General features: G+C 51.4%; 14 protein-coding genes, 11 tRNA genes and 2 rRNA genes (1 of these 27 only partly in view). 24 read left to right on the top strand and 3 right to left on the bottom strand.

What is annotated here, in order from left to right; genetic code table 11:
* The 14 genes from MKX50_RS18950 to serA all read left to right on the top strand — a co-directional run.
* Window positions 1–2,041, top strand: a 23S ribosomal RNA gene (locus MKX50_RS18950) (it extends 890 nt beyond the left edge of the window).
* Window positions 2,042–2,117: 76 nt separating this feature from the next.
* A 5S ribosomal RNA gene (rrf, locus tag MKX50_RS18945) occupies window positions 2,118–2,234 on the top strand.
* Between the two features lie 6 nt (window positions 2,235–2,240).
* Window positions 2,241–2,316, top strand: a tRNA-Asn gene (locus MKX50_RS18940).
* A 3-nt stretch (window positions 2,317–2,319) separates the two neighbouring features.
* Window positions 2,320–2,394 (top strand) — tRNA-Glu (locus MKX50_RS18935).
* A gap of 137 nt (window positions 2,395–2,531) precedes the next feature.
* Window positions 2,532–2,607 (top strand) — tRNA-Val (locus MKX50_RS18930).
* An 18-nt stretch (window positions 2,608–2,625) separates the two neighbouring features.
* Window positions 2,626–2,699 (top strand) — tRNA-Met (locus tag MKX50_RS18925).
* A 16-nt stretch (window positions 2,700–2,715) separates the two neighbouring features.
* Window positions 2,716–2,792 (top strand) — tRNA-Asp (locus MKX50_RS18920).
* Between the two features lie 62 nt (window positions 2,793–2,854).
* A tRNA-Lys gene (locus MKX50_RS18915) sits at window positions 2,855–2,927 on the top strand.
* Window positions 2,928–2,939: 12 nt separating this feature from the next.
* Window positions 2,940–3,024: transfer RNA gene (locus tag MKX50_RS18910), tRNA-Leu, on the top strand.
* Window positions 3,025–3,030: 6 nt separating this feature from the next.
* Window positions 3,031–3,105 (top strand) — tRNA-Gly (locus tag MKX50_RS18905).
* Between the two features lie 10 nt (window positions 3,106–3,115).
* A tRNA-Arg gene (locus tag MKX50_RS18900) sits at window positions 3,116–3,192 on the top strand.
* 21 nt (window positions 3,193–3,213) lie between these two features.
* Window positions 3,214–3,294 (top strand) — tRNA-Leu (locus tag MKX50_RS18895).
* A gap of 160 nt (window positions 3,295–3,454) precedes the next feature.
* A complete protein-coding gene (locus MKX50_RS18890) occupies window positions 3,455–3,991 on the top strand; it encodes a pyridoxamine 5'-phosphate oxidase family protein (protein WP_339157577.1) in 537 nt (178 codons plus the stop codon).
* Between the two features lie 487 nt (window positions 3,992–4,478).
* Entirely contained in the window at window positions 4,479–6,071 is a 1,593-nt protein-coding gene (gene serA / locus MKX50_RS18885) for a phosphoglycerate dehydrogenase (RefSeq protein ID WP_213589532.1), read from the top strand.
* 151 nt (window positions 6,072–6,222) lie between these two features.
* Here the strand turns inward: serA and MKX50_RS18880 are convergent, their stop codons facing one another.
* Complete coding sequence (locus MKX50_RS18880) at window positions 6,223–7,653, bottom strand: PLP-dependent aminotransferase family protein (protein ID WP_339157576.1); 1,431 nt, start codon at window positions 7,651–7,653, stop codon at window positions 6,223–6,225.
* Between the two features lie 355 nt (window positions 7,654–8,008).
* Here MKX50_RS18880 and MKX50_RS18875 point away from each other — a divergent pair.
* The 9 genes from MKX50_RS18875 (at window position 8,009) to yajC (ending at window position 15,980) form a co-directional block, all read left to right on the top strand.
* A tRNA-Pro gene (locus MKX50_RS18875) sits at window positions 8,009–8,082 on the top strand.
* A gap of 112 nt (window positions 8,083–8,194) precedes the next feature.
* Window positions 8,195–8,896, top strand: a complete 702-nt coding sequence (locus MKX50_RS18870) for a BofC C-terminal domain-containing protein (protein WP_213589536.1) — start codon at window positions 8,195–8,197, stop codon at window positions 8,894–8,896.
* Between the two features lie 212 nt (window positions 8,897–9,108).
* Window positions 9,109–9,612: a crossover junction endodeoxyribonuclease RuvC gene (gene ruvC, locus MKX50_RS18865; protein WP_213589538.1), complete on the top strand. Its 504-nt coding sequence runs from the start codon at window positions 9,109–9,111 to the stop codon at window positions 9,610–9,612.
* Window positions 9,609–10,223: a Holliday junction branch migration protein RuvA gene (ruvA, locus tag MKX50_RS18860; protein ID WP_213589540.1), complete on the top strand. Its 615-nt coding sequence runs from the start codon at window positions 9,609–9,611 to the stop codon at window positions 10,221–10,223. Before ruvC ends, ruvA begins: the two co-directional genes overlap by 4 nt.
* A gap of 32 nt (window positions 10,224–10,255) precedes the next feature.
* Window positions 10,256–11,260 carry a Holliday junction branch migration DNA helicase RuvB gene (ruvB, locus tag MKX50_RS18855; RefSeq protein ID WP_155610781.1) on the top strand — a complete coding sequence of 335 codons (1,005 nt, stop codon included), beginning with the start codon at window positions 10,256–10,258 and terminating at the stop codon, window positions 11,258–11,260.
* 50 nt (window positions 11,261–11,310) lie between these two features.
* Window positions 11,311–13,425, top strand: coding sequence for a SpoIID/LytB domain-containing protein (locus MKX50_RS18850; protein ID WP_339157575.1), 2,115 nt, complete (start codon window positions 11,311–11,313; stop codon window positions 13,423–13,425).
* Between the two features lie 9 nt (window positions 13,426–13,434).
* A complete protein-coding gene (gene queA, locus MKX50_RS18845) occupies window positions 13,435–14,463 on the top strand; it encodes a tRNA preQ1(34) S-adenosylmethionine ribosyltransferase-isomerase QueA (RefSeq protein ID WP_213589544.1) in 1,029 nt (342 codons plus the stop codon).
* A gap of 23 nt (window positions 14,464–14,486) precedes the next feature.
* On the top strand, window positions 14,487–15,626 hold the full coding sequence (gene tgt / locus MKX50_RS18840; RefSeq protein WP_213590665.1) for a tRNA guanosine(34) transglycosylase Tgt: 1,140 nt from the start codon (window positions 14,487–14,489) through the stop codon (window positions 15,624–15,626).
* A 33-nt stretch (window positions 15,627–15,659) separates the two neighbouring features.
* Window positions 15,660–15,980: a preprotein translocase subunit YajC gene (gene yajC, locus MKX50_RS18835; protein WP_155610777.1), complete on the top strand. Its 321-nt coding sequence runs from the start codon at window positions 15,660–15,662 to the stop codon at window positions 15,978–15,980.
* A gap of 71 nt (window positions 15,981–16,051) precedes the next feature.
* On the opposite strand, the gene MKX50_RS18830 is transcribed toward yajC, so the two are convergent.
* A complete protein-coding gene (locus MKX50_RS18830; RefSeq protein ID WP_283925524.1) occupies window positions 16,052–16,447 on the bottom strand; it encodes a TIGR04086 family membrane protein in 396 nt (131 codons plus the stop codon).
* Between the two features lie 219 nt (window positions 16,448–16,666).
* On the opposite strand from MKX50_RS18830, the gene MKX50_RS18825 reads away from it, so the two are divergent.
* Window positions 16,667–17,392: a DUF421 domain-containing protein gene (locus MKX50_RS18825; RefSeq protein ID WP_213589547.1), complete on the top strand. Its 726-nt coding sequence runs from the start codon at window positions 16,667–16,669 to the stop codon at window positions 17,390–17,392.
* Here MKX50_RS18825 and spoVB read toward each other — a convergent pair whose 3' ends face one another.
* Complete coding sequence (gene spoVB / locus MKX50_RS18820; RefSeq protein WP_213589549.1) at window positions 17,393–19,000, bottom strand: stage V sporulation protein B; 1,608 nt, start codon at window positions 18,998–19,000, stop codon at window positions 17,393–17,395. It abuts the gene before it with no gap.
* Between the last annotated feature and the right edge of the window lie 144 nt (window positions 19,001–19,144).

Here is a 19,144-nt window from a genome sequence, read left to right as displayed (position 1 = left end):
GTGAATAGAGTCGTGGAGGTAGAGCACTGATTGGGTGCGGGGCCCGCCAAGGGTTACCAAGCTCAGTCAAACTCCGAATGCCATGGACTTATAACCGGGAGTCAGACAGTGAGTGCTAAGATCCATTGTCAAGAGGGAAACAGCCCAGACCATCAGCTAAGGTCCCCAAGTGTGTGTTAAGTGGGAAAGGATGTGGAGTTGCACAGACAACCAGGATGTTGGCTTAGAAGCAGCCACCATTTAAAGAGTGCGTAATAGCTCACTGGTCGAGTGACTCTGCGCCGAAAATGTAACGGGGCTAAACACACCACCGAAGCTATGGCTTGATGCATTGCATCAGGGGTAGGGGAGCGTTGTATGCGGATTGAAGTTGGACCGGAAGGACTGGTGGACTGCATACAAGTGAGAATGCCGGTATGAGTAACGAAAAGATCAGTGAGAATCTGATCCGCCGAAAGCCCAAGGTTTCCTGAGGAAGGTTCGTCCGCTCAGGGTAAGTCGGGACCTAAGGCGAGGCCGAAAGGCGTAGTCGAAGGACAACAGGTTGAAATTCCTGTACCACCGTAATCCGCTATGAGCGATGGGGTGACGCAGTAGGGTAGTGACGCGAGCTGATGGATGCTCGTCCAAGCAGTGAGGCTGATGTGTAGGCAAATCCGCACATCGTTAAGGCTGGGCTGTGATGGGGAGGGAAAATTTACAGTACCGAAGGTCATGATCTCACACTGCCAAGAAAAGCCTCTAGCCAGGAGAAGGTGCCCGTACCGCAAACCGACACAGGTAGGCGAGAAGAGAATTCTAAGGCGCGCGGAAGAACTCTCGTTAAGGAACTCGGCAAAATGACCCCGTAACTTTGGGAGAAGGGGTGCCCCGGTAGTGTGAATAGCACGAGGGGGCCGCAGTGAAAAGGCCCAAGCGACTGTTTAGCAAAAACACAGGTCTGTGCGAAGCCGTAAGGCGAAGTATACGGGCTGACGCCTGCCCGGTGCTGGAAGGTTAAGGGGAGCGGTTAGGGAGCAATCCCGAAGCTGTGAACCGAAGCCCCAGTAAACGGCGGCCGTAACTATAACGGTCCTAAGGTAGCGAAATTCCTTGTCAGGTAAATTCTGACCCGCACGAATGGCGTAACGACTTGGGCGCTGTCTCAACGAGAGATCCGGTGAAATTTTAATACCTGTGAAGATGCAGGTTACCCGCGACAAGACGGAAAGACCCCATGGAGCTTTACTACAGCTTGATATTGAACTTTGATGCGATTTGTACAGGATAGGTGGGAGCCTAAGAATCCGGAGCGCCAGCTTCGGTGGAGGCATCGTTGGGATACCACCCTGATCGTATCGAAGTTCTAACCTAGGACCGTGATCCGGTTCGGGGACAGTGTCAGGTGGGTAGTTTGACTGGGGCGGTCGCCTCCTAAAGAGTAACGGAGGCGCCCCAAGGTTCCCTCAGAATGGTTGGAAATCATTCGCAGAGTGCAAAGGCAAAAGGGAGCTTGACTGCGAGACTGACAAGTCGAGCAGGGACGAAAGTCGGGCTTAGTGATCCGGTGGTACCGCATGGAAGGGCCATCGCTCAACGGATAAAAGCTACCCTGGGGATAACAGGCTTATCTCCCCCAAGAGTCCACATCGACGGGGAGGTTTGGCACCTCGATGTCGGCTCATCGCATCCTGGGGCTGAAGTAGGTCCCAAGGGTTGGGCTGTTCGCCCATTAAAGCGGTACGCGAGCTGGGTTCAGAACGTCGTGAGACAGTTCGGTCCCTATCTGTCGTGGGCGTAGGAAATTTGAGAGGAGCTGTCCTTAGTACGAGAGGACCGGGATGGACGCACCGCTGGTGCACCAGTTGTTCCGCCAGGAGCATAGCTGGGTAGCTACGTGCGGATGGGATAAACGCTGAAAGCATCTAAGCGTGAAGCCCTCCTCAAGATGAGATTTCCCAATTAGTAAGACCCCTTGAAGACGACGAGGTTGATAGGCCTGAGGTGGAAGTGCAGCAATGTATGGAGCTGACAGGTACTAATCGGTCGAGGGCTTATCCAAAATACCCCAACATTGGGGCTAACACGCAAATGAAGTTTCGTATCCAGTTTTCAGGTGATCAATTCATCTGAGCACGTTTGGTGGCAATGGCGGAGGGGTTCCACACGTACCCATCTCGAACACGACCGTTAAGCCCTCCAGCGCCGATGGTACTTGGACCGCAGGGTCCTGGGAGAGTAGGACGTCGCCAAGCGGATGTTCCCTGATAGCTCAGTCGGTAGAGCACTCGACTGTTAATCGAGTTGTCACAGGTTCGAGTCCTGTTCGGGGAGCCATATGGCCCGTTGGTCAAGGGGTTAAGACACCTCCCTTTCACGGAGGTAACAGGGGTTCGAATCCCCTACGGGTCACCACTTTCATTACAAGCATCATTAGGGATGAGAATCCCTTGGGGGTTCGTCGGAGATTAAGCGTCGTTAGCAATAACATCGCAGTCTCGAACGAAATGAGAGTATCCCCTACGGGTCACCACTTTCATCAAAAGTATTATGGAGGCTTAGCTCAGCTGGGAGAGCATCTGCCTTACAAGCAGAGGGTCAGCGGTTCGATCCCGTTAGCCTCCACCATATAAAATTTATTACTGACGCGGGGTGGAGCAGCTCGGTAGCTCGTCGGGCTCATAACCCGAAGGTCGCAGGTTCAAATCCTGTCCCCGCAATTGCATTACCTAGTGTGGAGCCGTGGTGTAGAGGCCTAACATGCCTGCCTGTCACGCAGGAGACCGCGGGTTCGAATCCCGTCGGCTCCGCCATTACATCTCTGAACAAGGGATGATAATCCATTAAGGATTTGTTGAAGTTTCAGTATTATTTTGAGCCATTAGCTCAGTTGGTAGAGCACCTGACTTTTAATCAGGGTGTCGAAGGTTCGAGTCCTTCATGGCTCACTTTTAAAGGTTGCGCGTGTGGCGGAATTGGCAGACGCACTAGACTTAGGATCTAGCGTCTTCGGATGTGGGGGTTCAAGTCCCTCCACGCGCACCATGAAATGCGGACGTGGCTCAGCGGTAGAGCATCGCCTTGCCAAGGCGAGGGTCGCGGGTTCGATTCCCGTCGTCCGCTCCATATATATTTTGCGCCCTTAGCTCAGCTGGATAGAGCGTTTGACTACGAATCAAAAGGTCGGGAGTTCGAATCTCTCAGGGCGTGCCATTTTTTATTTGCATATGATATGCCGGTGTGGCGGAATGGCAGACGCGTTCGACTCAAAATCGAATGGGGAGACCCGTGGAGGTTCGAGTCCTCTCACCGGTATTAGCTAAAAGAGTTCATTGGAGATATTCTCTAATGAGCTTTTTTTATTGTTTACTATTAAATATGGATTGCTGTATCTCTGTAATTATGGACGTTTATATTCACTCCAATGGCTGATAGACTTACATAATAATACATCAGTACAGTAGGAGTGAAACCAATGGATGGAGTACGTTACAAGGCAAGGGAAGTGTTGGACAAGAGCAAGATTGAGACATTTCTGCAGCAAGCTCGAATTGGACATCTTGGAATGGTTGATGGCCATCTGCCGTATGTTGTTCCGCTCAATTTTGTTTGGTTAGATGGAAAGCTTTATTTCCATGGGGCCACCGGTGGGAGACGGAATCAGGTTATGAGTGTGAATCCGGAGGTCTGCTTTACGGTTTGTGAAGAATATGGAACGATTACTGATCCGGTGCCAGCCAAGACGGACACAGCGTATATGAGTGTAATGATTTTTGGCAAGGCACAGCCGATCGTCGATCTGAATGAAGCTACACATATGCTGCAAGAAATGATTTATAAATATGTGCCTGGTTACTATAATCGGCCGTTACCCCAGCAGCATGTAGATAAATACCGATCAGCCGTATTCGGTGGTCCGGTTCAAGTGTACCGAATTGATCCCCATCATATCACCGCGAAAGAAAATCCGATGGATGAAGAAAAAATGTTTGAACCTGGAAAAACTGTGTAGAGGATAAATCAATAAACATTTCAACAGAGCCACGGGTCTTGATTACAAAGACGGGGGCTCTATTATATTTTCCCCATAAATTCTATAAGATTGTTTCAGCAAGTCGGTACATCCCTTTCTCAATTAGTCCCTCTTCTCCTTAGCAAAACCCTATACCCACCCTTTGGTTTATTCTCTAACAATAGAAATGGAGTTGATGCACGCGAATTCCGCCTACAGGGTGCCCATAGGGCCCTCGTTTCCTCGTCAAACGATTCATCCGCCCAAAGTCGGTGCACAGTGAAAATGGGTACCCCTAACTGCTGAGCGATAGCTCACTATTGGATTGCTTAAACATATCGATTTTGGATGTATTTAACCAGTCCAACAATTGCTATACTAGCATAGTGCTCTTCATCCATGCAATGTTAGACAGGCTGAATCAATCACTGATCAAGCCGACAATTTAACTGCCGTAGAGTCTTCACATAGAGAAGGAGGAAGGTCGATGTTTAATGTATTGGTATCAGACCCGATAAGTCATTTTGGATTGCAGCAACTGATGCGTGCTGAAGATGTGAAGGTCACCCAAATAACAGGATTGAGTGAGGAGGAACTTATCTCTATCATTCGTCCCTATGATGCGCTGCTCGTTCGTTCTCAAACGAAAGTCACTCGTCGTGTTATAGAGGCCGGGGTTCATTTGAAAGTCATTGGCCGGGCTGGAGTCGGTGTGGACAACATTGATTTGGATGCCGCAACGAGCCGAGGGATTATCGTGATCAATGCACCCGACGGCAATACGGTTACGACGTGCGAACATACCTTTGCGATGATGATGGCGTTGGCCCGGCATATACCGCAAGCCTATGCCAAGACGATTGCCGGGCTGTGGGATCGTAAAACATTCGTTGGCGTTGAATTGCAAAACAAGATACTCGGTGTACTCGGGCTCGGCCGGATCGGGATCGAAGTGGCCAAACGCGCAGCGGCGTTTGGGATGACCGTTATCGGTCACGATCCCTTTCTATCGGAAGAAAGGGCTAATAAACTGGGTATTAAGCTGGCAACCTTAGATGAAATCCTGCGAACTGCTGATTTTATGACGGTTCATACGCCGCTAACGAATAATACGCGCCATATGATTGCCAAACCGCAATTCGACGTCATGAAACGGGGAATGCGAATGATCAACTGTGCCCGCGGGGGAATTATTGACGAAGCGGCTCTTGTTGAAGCACTCGACGAAGGTATTGTGGCAGGCGCCGCTTTTGATGTGTTCGAGCATGAGCCTCCAGCACCGGATCACCCATTTCTAAGGCATCCTAAAATGATTGTTACCCCGCACTTGGGTGCATCTACTTTGGAAGCACAAGAGAATGTTGCCCTCGGTGTTTCCGAACAAGTTATTCATGTGCTGCGACATGAACCATTTAAAAATGCTGTCAATATACCGGCCGTATCAACCGATCTGCTGAACAAATTACAACCTTACTTAACATTGTGCGAGCAACTGGGAAAAGCGCTTGCCCAGATGACCGATGGTTCCGTGCGTGAAGTCACGGTGGAGTGTGCAGGGGAACTTGCCGATCTGGATACGTCATCATTGATCCCTTATGTGCTAAAGGGCGTACTATCTCACCATCTTGGTGCAGAACAAGTTAATATTGTCAATGCCATTCACTTGGCGAAGAACCGCGACATTCACTTTGAGGTCCGAAAATCCCTGTCAACCCGAAGCTTGTCCAGCGAGATTACGATTCGACTAAAGACGACAATCGAGGAGAGATGGGTGACAGGCTCTGCTGTGCCCGGCGTTGGGGAGCGTCTTGTCCGGATCGGGCCATACCCGGTTGATATATCACCTGAAGGATATGTTTTGCTCATTTCACAGATGGATAAGCCAGGCCTCATTGGGCGTGTTGGAACATTGCTTGGAGAAAGCGGTATAAATATTGCCACGATGCAAGTCGGGCGCAACGAAGTTGGCGGTTCAGCGGTCATGATATTAAAAAACGACAAAAAAGCTTCCAAGAATGTGATGGAATCCTTATTTGCGATACCGGAAATCAAACGGGTACGGGAAGTTTCCTTTGTCTAATTTAACAATGTGCAGAGATAGGGGGGGACAAGGAGCTATGAAAATTTCTACTCAAAGAAGCGGGGGAGAAGATATCAGTCATCTAATTGAAGAGAATCTCAAGAACGTGATTTCTTAAAGCGTATACAGTGGGAATGGCGGGATTGCTGTATTATATAAGCATCCCCGCCAACCGATAAATGCCTTCTTCAATGGCTGCTTCATCTACTTTAGCAAAACCCAATACCCATCCTTTTCGACCGCTTTCCAAACAATACCTGCTAAGCGGATAAACACGGATTCCCTTTTCTAACACCAGGCTCGTCACTTTTTCCTCGTCAAACGATTTATGAGCTTCAAGAAGCATATGCAGCCCCGTTTCTACGCCGCTAAGAGTGAAATATTCACTGAGACCTGAAGCATTGATGGCCTTTGTCATGGCTGCGTGTCTGCGCCGGTATACATTTCGAACACGTCTCATATGGCGCATGAAATGGCCATGTTTAATAAAATGAGCAAGCGTTAATTGCTCCATAATCGGAAGATGACGATAGGTTAATTCATGGATCTGGGCAAGCTGACGGATGGCCTCTCTGGGGCCGATGATTGCTGATATCCGAATCCCGGGAGCAATCATTTTGGAAAAACTCATCATATATAATGTATTCTGAGGTTGTTGACTGAACAAGGTTGGAAGCGGATCACCGCGATATCGAAATTCGCTGTCATAATCATCCTCGACAATCCAGAACCGCTGCTCAGCAGCCATATGCAACAATTGTTGCCTGCGGGGTTCCGACATAATAACCCCAACTGCGCACTGGTGCGATGGCGTAACAAACACAAGTTTGGATCCGGGGTGAATGCGGTCTACGCATAGTCCGTATTCGTCGACCGGAACGGGGACAACTTGCATACGCCGATACTTCATCGCCATCCAGGCAGCAGGGAAGCCGGGGTCTTCAACCGAAACCGTTTCTCCTTCATGTAAAAGAGCCTGGGCGATCAAATCGATGCTGTGTTGTGCGCCTGAGGTTAATATGATTTGATCGATATCTACATGGATCCCCCGTTCAAGCGATAAATGACGTTGAATCTGTTCTCTTAGCGGCCGGAATCCATAGGCATCGCCGTAAGACCAATGGTCTAAATCTGCTTCTGACGAGGCCTGCAAAAATGATTGCCTCCAATTCTTTTGAAAATGTTCGTCTAAATAAGGCTCATGGGGTGTGAAGTCTATTTCTACTTTTCGCTCGTCCCTGTCTCCGAACCAACTGTGTAAATGGCCGATTGCAGCATTTAATAAAGGCAATTCGGGTTGGATTGGTCCTTGAGCCGCAGTTTCCTCTGAAGGTTGAGTAGCATATGTCCATTCGCTAACTCTTGTTCCGCCGCGACGAGAGGTTACGGTATATCCGCGGCTGTATAACTCCTCGTAAACAATCTGTATAGTTGAACGGGATACGCCGATCAATAGAGCGAGCTCGCGGGATGGCAGCAGCAATTCGCCAGGCGGCCATTTTCCGGTTGTAATATTGTGGATTGCTTGGTCCAGAAGTTGCTGCCAGATAGGACGCTCGTCATCTCGGTTTACTATTAGCATTTATGCACCTCCAGTGTTCCTACTTGAAATTATGGATTGACCTAAATGAAGCCTTCTGGATATTTGAAACAATCCATTGATTGACATGCTATCATGGCATTACCTTCATTTGCAAATCATGAACAGTTTTCGCTTTGCCGTTTTAGCCTTTAATCCGACTAACTTTACATACTGAAGCCGTATAGGTGTAAACATAAAAAATCCAAGGAGGCCGTCTGCATGAAGCAGCATCTTCCTTGACTTTGATTGATGGTTGAAAAATAAAGTGTTGACATATTTGGTTCCAAGTGATATTATCTTAGAAGTGACCCAAAAAGGAATCACCACAAGAAATCATTTATGAATTGCTTGACATCGGGACGTAGCTCAGCTTGGTAGAGCACCTGGTTTGGGACCAGGGGGTCGCATGTTCGAATCGTGTCGTCCCGATATGACAAAGAAGCAGCCATTCTTTAGAGTGGCTGCTTCTTTATGTTCTGTATATTTCAATCCCCGTCCGGTCACAATAACAGTAAATATCGACCGATAGAAGGGGATACCAGTGAATATCTTCCGTATCAAAAAGCAGCTGAGGCGCCGGTGGAGAAGATGGAGACGCGCTATTTGGACGATTGGCGGCTGCGGGCTGGTCACCATGATGACTTGGCTCGGACTAATGTTGTCCAATCAAATGGAGCAATTGATGGCCAAAGAGCCGATTGCTCTGGAAACGCTGGGAATCATCAGGGAAGCGGCTATAGGCGCAGGCAAGGAGACTGATTTGGAACCAGCCTGGATCGAACAATTGAGCCGAAGCAGGCAGCGGCGAACCGTTCATTTAAACAAAATATATGCATGCGGAGAAGAGAGTTCCGTCCTGGGAACCTTAAGTCCCGATGAAGTCATTGAAATATATCGCGCTAATCCAGGCTGGCAGGGAAGCCTGGATGCCCAAGGAGACGTCTGGTTTGAGCAGCAGATCAATGAGCTGTCGGAGATGTGCAGAAGCAACGGATACTTCGGGATCGACCAGCAGGGGAATCTCAGTCTGTTCGAGGGACCTCCGGATAAAGAGAAGGTGCTTAAAACCTTTTTCCAATTAGACGTAGAGACGATGGAAAGCTCTCTGCCACCTGACGTACTGCTGCACCTGCATCAGGGCATCCGCATACAGGATTTGGACGAGTACAACAGCGTACTGTCAACATTCAGCGAATTTGCAGCCATGCCGGCCAGGAAGGTCATGCAACAAAAGGATGAATAAAGCGTATATACTATCATGCCAAGAGGCGTTGTCTAAACGTCTCTTTTTTGTTGCCGCTGACAAAGTTCTACAAAGATTTTCCTCAACAGTCCTCATTCTTTTGCTATAATAAGTGAATACATATGTTCGGTTATCTGGACATAGGCTTCGCTTCCGCAAGGGAGCTCCTTCAGGAATATGGAGCTGTAAACAAACATGGGGAGAGATAGAGGTTGCGAATATTAGGGATTGACCCGGGCATCGCCATCGTCGGTTTCGGCTTTATTGATAAACAAGGCAGCAAATGCGTTCCCGTACAATACGGCTGCATTCAGACAGAGGCGCATACGCCAGAGGAAGAAAGGCTGCTTCATGTCTATGAAGCCATGGTTCAGCTTATCGACAAATACCAACCTGACGCCGTAGCGCTGGAGAAGCTGTTCTTCAACCGGAACGTGACTACTGCCATGTCAGTCAGCCAGGCGCGAGGCGTACTCGTATTGGCTGCGGCACAGCGCAATTTGCCGATTTCGGAGTATACGCCAATGCAGATCAAACAAGCGATGGTAGGATACGGCAAAGCGGAGAAGAGGCAGGTGCAGGAAATGACAAAAATGTTCCTGAAGCTGCAGGCGATCCCGAAGCCGGATGATGTGGCGGATGCGCTGGCCGTAGCGATTTGTCATGCCCATTCTTATACATTAAATTCGAAATTGAACGAGGTATTGAGGACATGATTGATTTTGTTAGGGGCCAGGTGGCTCATTTGGAAAACGACTATGTCGTGTTGGACGTTCAGGGAATTGGGTACCGAATTTATTGCCCGAACCCCTATGTGTTTGCTGCCAAAAACGAGCAGACGACGGTGTACACCCATCATCACGTACGGGAGGATGCTATCCTGCTATACGGCTTTCCGACGCGGGAGGAGCAGAGGCTGTTCCGCAAGCTGATCGAAGTATCCGGGATCGGGCCGCGGGTGGCGCTCGGCATTTTAAGCGGGGGACAGCCGGAGCATGTCGTAGCTGCCATCCAGCAGGAGAACATTACGTTTCTGACCAAGCTGCCGGGAATCGGGAAGAAGACGGCGCAGCGGATGATCCTCGATCTGAAGGACAAGCTGGACGGCCTGGGCGGGCCTTCGCTGTTCGACGAGGCGCCGGCGGATCTGGACGGTCTGGATGGGCTGAACCCAGGCTGGCCGGAGGCCAGGGAAGGACTAAAGGCGCTTGGTTATACAGACGCCGAGCTTGATCGTGTATGGCACCAGCTAAAGGATTCGATCAAGCCTGCCGAAGAGGTGGATTCGGTGATGAAAAAAGCGCTCAAGCTGCTGTATGCAGGCTGATCTTGGGCTAGAGGGGAAGGAGCAGGTTAGCGATGGAAGACCGGATTATATCCGCGAATTTGATGATGGAAGAGCAGGCCGTGGAGCTTAGTCTTCGTCCCCGTTATTTAGCGGAATATATCGGACAGAGCCAAATCAAGGACAACTTGAAAATATATATCGAAGCCGCAAAAATGCGCAACGAAGCACTGGATCACGTCCTGTTGTACGGACCGCCAGGCCTTGGAAAGACGACGCTGGCCAATATTATCGCCAATGAGCTTGGCGTCAACCTGCGGACGACATCAGGTCCGGCGATCGAGCGGCCAGGGGATTTGGCCGCTCTGCTGACGAACTTGCAGGAAGGGGACGTTCTCTTCATCGATGAAATCCATCGGCTGCATCGGACGGTGGAAGAGGTGCTGTATCCGGCGATGGAGGATTTCGCCCTGGATATTATGATCGGCAAGGGGCCGAGTGCAAGGTCCGTAAGGCTCGATTTGCCGCCGTTTACGCTGATCGGCGCTACCACGAGAGCGGGACTGCTGTCAGCGCCGCTGCGCGACCGTTTTGGCGTGGTGAACCGTCTGGAGTTCTATACGGTGGAGGAGCTCAGCTATATCGTAAGCCGCGGCGCAGATATTTTTGGCATCGATATTATCGGGGACGCAGCCGACGAGATCGCGCTTCGCTCACGGGGAACGCCGCGGATTGCCAACCGGCTCCTCAAGCGGGTGCGGGATTTCGCTCAGGTGCGCGCTGACGGCCATATTACTACCGATATTGCCAAGGAAGCTTTGCAGCGGCTGCAAGTTGATCCTATGGGTCTTGATTTGATCGACCATAAGATGCTTCGGGCGATGATTACGAATTTTCGGGGCGGGCCTGTCGGACTGGATACGATCGCCGCGACGATCGGGGAAGAAAGCCAGACGATCGAGGACGTATACGAGCCATACCTGCTCCAAATCGGTTATTTGCAGCGTACACCGCGCGGCAGAGTGGCAACTCCGGCGGCTTATCAGCATCTGGGGCTGCCCATGCCTGCAGATTCTTAAGAAGAGAAACCAACTGACGGCATTACACGTTGATGAGGAGGATACAGAGCGTGATTATTCCTAGACCGAGACGAGGACAAAAAAACAGGGGCTCGAAGTGGGCAGCGGCTCTATTGAGTGCAGCATTGCTGGGCGGCTTATTCCAGACGCCAGCCGGCGCGGATGCAATGCCGGACACGCGAGTTCGCGTCGCCATGTTCCTGGACTTAGGCAGCACGTATAAATCGATAGTGCCGGCGGTGAGCCTGACTGCGGAATCGGCGTGGCAGGTAGGTCCGCAAAAAGACGGCGGCTTTGAGAGCTGGCTGGATTTCACCCCGGGCCAGACGGTACGCTTTAGCGTGGACGGGATTAAAGTCAAAGCGCTGGAAAGCGCTGACTGGCAAATGGTCTCGGCAGCCGTCAAGAAGCTGCAGAGCGGAACGGACAAGCCGGTGGCGGTTGTCACCGAGCAAGCGGGCGGAACGGTATATCAAGTGTATACCGGGCCTTATGCCAGCGCAGAAGAGGCATCTGGAGCGGTAACCCGCGTGACCCAGGCGCTGGCCGGACAGTTGGGAGGAGCACAGCCGACCATCCATGGGGGATACTATTACTCCGCAGGCTTGTTTGGAAGCAAAGCGGAAGCGGAGGCTTACCGCCAATCGTTAAGCCTGCCAGGGATAGAAGTCAAGGTCGCTGTTGTGGGTGCCAGCCAATATGCGGTATGGGTCGGCGGAGCCGTTAACGATTCGGCATTGGCTGCCCTGAAGGGACAGATTCTTCAGCAGCAGCCGCAATTGAATTTATCACCGGTGGATGTTCAGGCCCCTGCGCTGATTGCGTATCGCGATGTTACCGGGGAAGCGGCTTCCCCAATAGCGGTTGACCATTATGCGGTCAGCGGCGCAAATACGAAGCTACTCGTGCGGGATAGCGAGGATTCCGTTATTCAGGTGGCCGAGAGATCAGCCCGTAAATTTCGCGGGGATTTCGAAATCAGCAGCGTAAACGGCCAGCTTGCCCTCGTAAACGACGTTCCGCTGGAGCAATATTTGTATTCGGTCGTCGCTGCAGAGGTGCCTAGCTCCTGGCCGCAGGAGTCCTTGAAGGCGCAGGCGGTTGCAGCCCGGAGCTATGCGCTTTACCATGCAGCCGGCAATAAGTTCAACGTCGCGGGACTGGTAGATACAACCTTAAGCCAGGTATACAATGGAGTTGATAAGGAAGTTGACAGCATCAAACAAGCCGTGGACAGCACAGCCGGCGAGGTTATAAAATCGAATGGCCGGATTGTGGAAGCCATTTTCTCCTCCAATAGCGGGGGCATGACGGCCGATTCGACCGAAGTATGGAGCAACCCGAACGCGACGTTTGGCAGCATGCCGAGCGATGGGGACAAGGCGGCGCAGGCAGGGTTGAAATCATGGTATCATGTGCTGCTGCCTTCGGGTAAAACGGGATACGTAAGGGAAGATAACGTAAAGCTTACGGGAGGAAAGACAGCAGCGGGCCTGAACCAAATGACGGTAACGGCAAACGCAACAAATGTCCGTCCGATTCCGTTGATCCAAGCGGATGTCAGCCCGGTGGCGCAAATGAATCCAGGCGATCAGGCGGTTGTCCTTGGCCTCGTTGAGGAGTCCAGCTCATACGCGTGGATACGCGGCCCCTACAGCTCGGATGAGCTGTTAAAGTCGCTGAAGGGCAGAACGGCGACCGAAGCCCCTTCCCCGATCGTCAATTTGGAGATCACGCAGCGCGGGCCTTCTGGACGCGCAACGCAGATCAAAGCCAATGGGCAGATCCTCGATGTGCGTTATCCGGATTTATTCCGTTCTGCTTTTGGCGGGCTCCCAAGCACACTGTTTGATATTGCGGCTACCGGTAGGTATACTGTACAAAGCGCAGGCGGAGCTATGTCCACCGGGACAGCGTCCTCCGGCACGCCAGTGCTGTCTTCATCAGGCGTTAGCAACTGGAGCGGCGGCAGCATGGTCGTCATGGGAGCGGACGGCGCGGCCCGGGCCGTTGATCAGACGAACCGTTTCCTCTTCGTGGGACGCGGCAATGGGCATGGACTTGGCTTATCCCAATGGGGGGCCAAGGGAATGGCTGATGCAGGGTATGATTATATATCCATTTTGCAACACTATTATCAGAACGTAACTATCGTTAAGGAATGATTGCATCGTATGAATGTTGACTTATATGATTTTGAACTGCCGGAAGAATTGATCGCCCAGACACCGCTCGCCGATCGTACCGCATCCCGGCTGCTTTCTTTGAATAAGGCCACCGGTGAGGTACGGCACCATATGTTTCCAGAGATATTGAACTACTTGCAGCCTGGAGATACGCTGGTATTGAATGATACACGGGTAATTCCGGCCAGACTCTTTGGCGCCAAGCGGGATACAGGGGCCAAGGCCGAGGTTCTCCTGCTTAAGAACTTAGGGGACGACCGGTGGGAAGCGCTGGTCAAGCCCGGCAAAAAACTGAAGACCGGCGCTGTAATCACTTTCGGAGACGAACTGACAGCTACGATTGAGAGCGAAGGGGATATGGGGGAGCGCGTGCTTTCCTTTTCCTATGAGGGCATCTTTAATGAAATCCTGGACCGGCTAGGCCAGATGCCGCTTCCTCCGTACATTAAGGAGAAGCTCGACGACCGCGAACGTTACCAGACTGTATATTCGAAGCATGAAGGGTCAGCCGCCGCACCGACTGCCGGTCTGCATTTCACGAATGAGCTGCTGGAGCAGGTACAGGCTAAAGGCGTGGACATTGCTTTTATAACGCTGCATGTAGGCCTTGGAACCTTTCGGCCGATGTCGGTCGAGCGGGTAGAGGATCATGTCATGCATGAGGAATATTACATTCTGTCCGAAGAGACGGCTGAGCTGCTGAATGCGACAAGACAGCGGGGCGGGCGAATTATTGCCGTCGGCACGACTTCCGCCCGCACGCTGGAGACGGTGGCGGATAAATGCCAGGAAGGTCCGGTCACCGCGATGAGCGGCTGGACAGGCATATTTATTTATCCCGGCTATGAATTCAAACTGGTGGATGCGCTGCTTACTAATTTTCACTTGCCCAAGTCGACATTGGTCATGCTGGTCAGCGCTCTGGCCGGACGAGAGCGCCTGCTCAACGCATACCGTGAAGCCGTCGAGCACCAATACCGCTTCTTCAGCTTCGGGGATGCCATGTTTATTTATTAAGGTTAAGAGGATGGTTGATGATATTGGCAGCAGCAATAACTTACGAACACATTAAGACGTGCAAGCAGTCGGGCGCAAGGCTCGGTCGGGTGCATACCCCGCACGGCGTGATTGAAACGCCGATTTTTATGCCGGTCGGAACGCTAGCCACAGTTAAGACGATGAGCCCGGAAGAACTTAAGGAAATGAATGCGCAAATTATATTGAGCAACACGTATCATTTGTTTCTGAGGCCCGGGCATGACATTATTCGTGAAGCAGGCGGACTGCATAAATTCATGAATTGGGATCGTCCGATCTTGACCGACAGCGGCGGATTTCAGGTGTTCTCACTCAGTGAAATGCGGAAGATTACGGAAGAGGGCGTGCACTTCCGCTCGCACCTGAACGGTGACAAGCTGTTCCTGTCTCCCGAAGTCGCGATGGAAATCCAAAACGCGTTGGGCTCGGATATTATGATGGCCTTTGACGAATGTGCGCCTTACCCGGCTGAGCATGATTATGTTAAAAAATCGCTTGAACGTACGACCCGCTGGGCCGAGCGCTGTCTGAAAAGCCATGCCCGCCCGCATGATCAAGGCTTATTCGGGATCGTCCAAGGCGGCATGTTCGAAGACTTGCGCAAACAGAGCGCGAAGGATTTGACTTCCCTGGATTTTCCGGGGTATGCTATTGGTGGACTGAGTGTTGGTGAGCCTAAGCATTTGATGTATGAGGTGCTCGATTATACGGTACCTTTACTCCCGGCAGACAAGCCCCGTTATTTGATGGGGGTAGGATCGCCCGATGCGTTGATTGAAGGCTCCATCCGGGGAATCGATATGTTTGACTGCGTGCTGCCGACCAGGATTGCCCGCAATGGCACAACGATGACGAGCCAAGGCAGACTGGTGGTGCGCAACGCTCAATATGCAAGAGATTTCGGGCCGCTCGATCCGGAGTGCGATTGCTACACTTGCCGTAATTACTCCCGGGCTTACTTGCGGCACTTGATCAAAAGTGATGAGACATTCGGTCTTCGGCTGACTACATATCACAACCTGTATTTCTTAATTAACCTGATGCGTCAAGTTCGTCAGGCAATTATGGAAGACAGGCTGCTCGATTTCCGGGATGAGTTCTTCGAGCGGTATGGTCTGTTTGGCAATGATAAGGGATTCTAAGAACAGCAATTATTCAGCGAAAGGGGGATATCCATGTTCCAGTATGCAGCAGCGGCAGGATCAGGTGCGGCGAATCCAATCATTTCCCTGGTTGTTCCGTTCGCGATCATGTTTATCGTGTTCTATTTTCTGTTGATTCGTCCTCAGAAGAAGAAGCAGCAATCACGCAATGAAATGCTGAGAGCGCTCAAGAAAGGGGACAAGATCGTCACCATCGGCGGTCTGCACGGTACAATCGTTTCGTTGACGGATGATAACGTGGTACTTCTCGTGAATGATGCGACGAAGCTGACGTTTGAACGCAACGCGATCAGCCATAGCGTAAGCACAGAGAAGGCTTCCGAATCCAAGTAATGGACGAAGCGCCCATCTAAATGAGAAAAGAGCCTGTTGCAGGCTCTTTTTTTGTTGCTCGAAGCAGTACCCTATCTTTTTTTATGCAAATTGACTCCGAACATCCCTCCTAGAGCCCCGATCAATAAGGCAGGAAGAAGTAAAGTGAAATCGTTTAGCCCCGGCGAATTATCCAGGGCCAGAAAGCTGATGCACAATACCAGAAGGCCGTACAATATTCCGGTAAGAGCCCCCTGATACCAGCCCTTCTGCCCAGCCCGCTTCCCTGAGGTAAGTCCCCCAAATAACAGAGCAGCGGCATGCACGATGTAAATCGGCCAGGTAAGATTGTGCTCCTCCAGCGAACCGGATTGCAGCAGCAGAGATAAAATCAGCGCCCCGATCATCATCCACAGGAAAGCGTACCATATGCCAGACAAGGTGGGATGGGAAAGTCGAATTGATCCCAATCGTCGGAAGAAATCCATAACTCGTTCCTCCTATTCATTTATTATCATCATTGTATGGTCAAGCTTGCAGGTTTAGTACAGGTTTGCTTGCCGCGAACGAGTACCGGACTAGCAAAAAATGCATGTCCCGCCGCAAATTAAGCGGTTTGACGTTCGCATGGGTCAGCGGGAAGAAGGTCACAATATTTGTACTAATCGTTCTGACCGTATCTGATTAAATGTGATGGAGGGAACCTGATGACCATACATCTCGCTTCGCTTATACTTCGGACCGTGCTCATGTATATTACTGCGTTTGTTGTCATGCGCATTATGGGAAAAAGAGAGATCGGGGAGCTGTCCATCTTCGACTTGGTCATTTCGGTCATGATTGCCGAAATCGCGGTATTCGCGATCGAGGATATGAAACGCCCCCTGTATGAAGGCATTGTTCCCATGATTACTTTGCTGCTAATACAAATGGCGATTGCCAAAGTGTCTTTGCACAGCCGGGGGGTGAGATCTCTGTTTGACGGCAAGCCCAGCGTAATTATTCAGGACGGCCGGATCAACCGGGAGGAGATGAGAAGGCAGCGTTATAATCTTGACGACCTGCTCATGCAGCTGCGAGCCAATAATATAGATAATGTGGCGGATGTTGAATTTGCTGTACTCGAGACTAGCGGCCAATTGAGCGTTATGCCAAAAAAAGAAGGAACCCGGAGCGGACGCTACGTACAAGGCAGCGCTGCAGCCGAGCGAGCCAGCAAACCGGTGGTTCCTAGAATAAGATATGAAGAAATTCCTTTGTCCCTCATTATGGATGGCAAGGTTCAGGACCGCAATTTGGAGCAGATCGGCAAAACGCGATTTTGGCTAAAAAATCAAATTCAAGCCAGGGGCGTCAAGGAATTCAAGGAAATATTTTTTTGTTCCATCGATCATCAAGGGAAGCTGTATATCAATTTAATGCAGGACCCTTAGCTAGCGGAACCATCTGCGCAGCAGCGGCAGCCGGCGGAGATCCTGAAGATCGATCAGTCCCATGGCTCCTGCCAGTACGAGATAGAGCAGCCCCGAAATGAACGCGGCTAAGACAAGCTGAACTTCCGGAAGCGGGCTGATCGGCAGTTCGTGATAAATATAAGTGGCCGCAGCGGCCATGATGATCATTCCGCAAATCACTTTGATAACATCGAGATAAGGAATACGATAGCGCAGTTCTCGCGATACGCTGTAGCCATGCAGCAGCGTCACGACAGCAAAGTTGGCGATGATGGCGATAATTGCTCCGTAAATGCCCAAGCTTGGATTGGATGCCAGATAGAGGATGAGCGATATTTTGATAATTGCTCCGATTAAGGTGTTCAGCAGAGCGCGTCCCGGCTTGTCGAGCGCTTGCAGGGCAGCCTGCAGGGGCGATTGGGCGTATAGGAACAGGGCGAACGGGGCCATGATTTTGAGCATTCCGGCGATATCTGCATTGTTATATATAAGCAGGCATAAAGGCTCGGCCAGGACATACATCAACGCCGCGAAGGGTCCCCCTGTAACGAGAGCCAGCCGCAGAGATTGATGGAGCCTCAGATGGATCGTACGCATATCCCCACGTGCCTGGGCCTCAGCCAGGGAAGGGACGAGGGAAACGGCGAGCGACGATGTGAGCGCTCCTGGCAGCAGCAGCAAAGGGATCACCATGCCTTGCAGCGACCCATATTGGGCCGTGGCAATCGCTGTAGTAATGCCGGCTATCGCGAGGCTTTGAGCGGTGGTGATCGATTCCAGCAAATAAGACAGCGAGCCGACGAGGCGGCCTCCTGTAACCGGTACTGCTATCCGGAGAATGCGCTTCAAGGTAGAGAAAGACCAGCGTCCTGCATCCGGGTTCAGGCTTGATCCCTTACCCGGATCCATAGCCGGGGCTGCGGCTGCTCCCGCAGGCGGCGCCTTTATCTCTTTGCGGCGGGCGCGCCAATAGTGCCATAGAATGACCGCCATGCCGACCACTTCTCCGGCGGCTACTCCGAGCATCGCCCCGGCAGCTCCGTATGCAACGCCCATAGGCAGCATCAGATAAGAGAACCACAGCACGCATATGATCCGTCCTATGGTTTCCATAATTGATGAGCTCGCGGAAGGAATCATATTTTGCTTGCCTTGGAAATAGCCGCGAAATACGGAGGACACGGCGACAATCACGATCATCGGGCTCATGGCGAGAAAGGTATGGTATACCCGGGAATCCGGCAGGACATAGCGGCTGATCCACGGCGCGCCCACCAGGCTGGCGATGGTAAAGATCAACCCCGCCCCTGCTGTAAAAACCAGGCTCGTCCGCAGTATTGCCGCCGATCGGCCTGGCTGGCCGGACGACTCCGCTTCCGCGATCAGCTTAGCGACGGCTAGAGGTATGCCCCCGGTAATGATGGTGACCAGAACGAGGAAGAAAGGGTACCCTAACTGATAGAGGCCCACGCCTTCGGCGCCGATGATTCGGGGGAGAAGGATGCGGGGAATGAAGCCGAGAATGCGATTGACGATACCCGCGACAAGCAGGATCATGGTTCCTTGGATAAAGGTCTGTTTATTCAAAATGATTCCCTCTTTCCCGGAATAAGCATTTTACTATGACGTCTTGTCTGATATATTTATGAATATGCAGAACCTGTCCGGATTCATGACAGCTCTTTTTTGCCAAGCGTCTGGAGAACCGTCAATCAACCGGAACAAGGAAGC

Origin of the sequence: Paenibacillus sp. FSL W8-0186 (genome assembly GCF_037969765.1) — a bacterium.
GTDB classification, from domain to species: domain Bacteria; phylum Bacillota; class Bacilli; order Paenibacillales; family Paenibacillaceae; genus Fontibacillus; species Fontibacillus woosongensis.
The sequence above is the reverse complement of the archived record's forward strand: the minus strand, read 5'-3'. Positions and strand labels throughout refer to the sequence as shown.

Excerpts from the sequence above, each read along its gene's own strand:
- MKX50_RS18890 (WP_339157577.1), top strand. The coding sequence starts at position 3,455 with ATGGATGGAGTACGTTACAAGGCAAGGGAAGTGTTGGACAAGAGCAAG.
- serA (WP_213589532.1), top strand. The coding sequence starts at position 4,479 with ATGTTTAATGTATTGGTATCAGACCCGATAAGTCATTTTGGATTGCAG.
- MKX50_RS18880 (WP_339157576.1), bottom strand. The coding sequence starts at position 7,653 with ATGCTAATAGTAAACCGAGATGACGAGCGTCCTATCTGGCAGCAACTT.
- ruvA (WP_213589540.1), top strand. The coding sequence starts at position 9,609 with ATGATTGATTTTGTTAGGGGCCAGGTGGCTCATTTGGAAAACGACTAT.
- ruvB (WP_155610781.1), top strand. The coding sequence starts at position 10,256 with ATGGAAGACCGGATTATATCCGCGAATTTGATGATGGAAGAGCAGGCC.
- queA (WP_213589544.1), top strand. The coding sequence starts at position 13,435 with ATGAATGTTGACTTATATGATTTTGAACTGCCGGAAGAATTGATCGCC.
- yajC (WP_155610777.1), top strand. The coding sequence starts at position 15,660 with ATGTTCCAGTATGCAGCAGCGGCAGGATCAGGTGCGGCGAATCCAATC.
- MKX50_RS18830 (WP_283925524.1), bottom strand. The coding sequence starts at position 16,447 with ATGGATTTCTTCCGACGATTGGGATCAATTCGACTTTCCCATCCCACC.
- MKX50_RS18825 (WP_213589547.1), top strand. The coding sequence starts at position 16,667 with ATGACCATACATCTCGCTTCGCTTATACTTCGGACCGTGCTCATGTAT.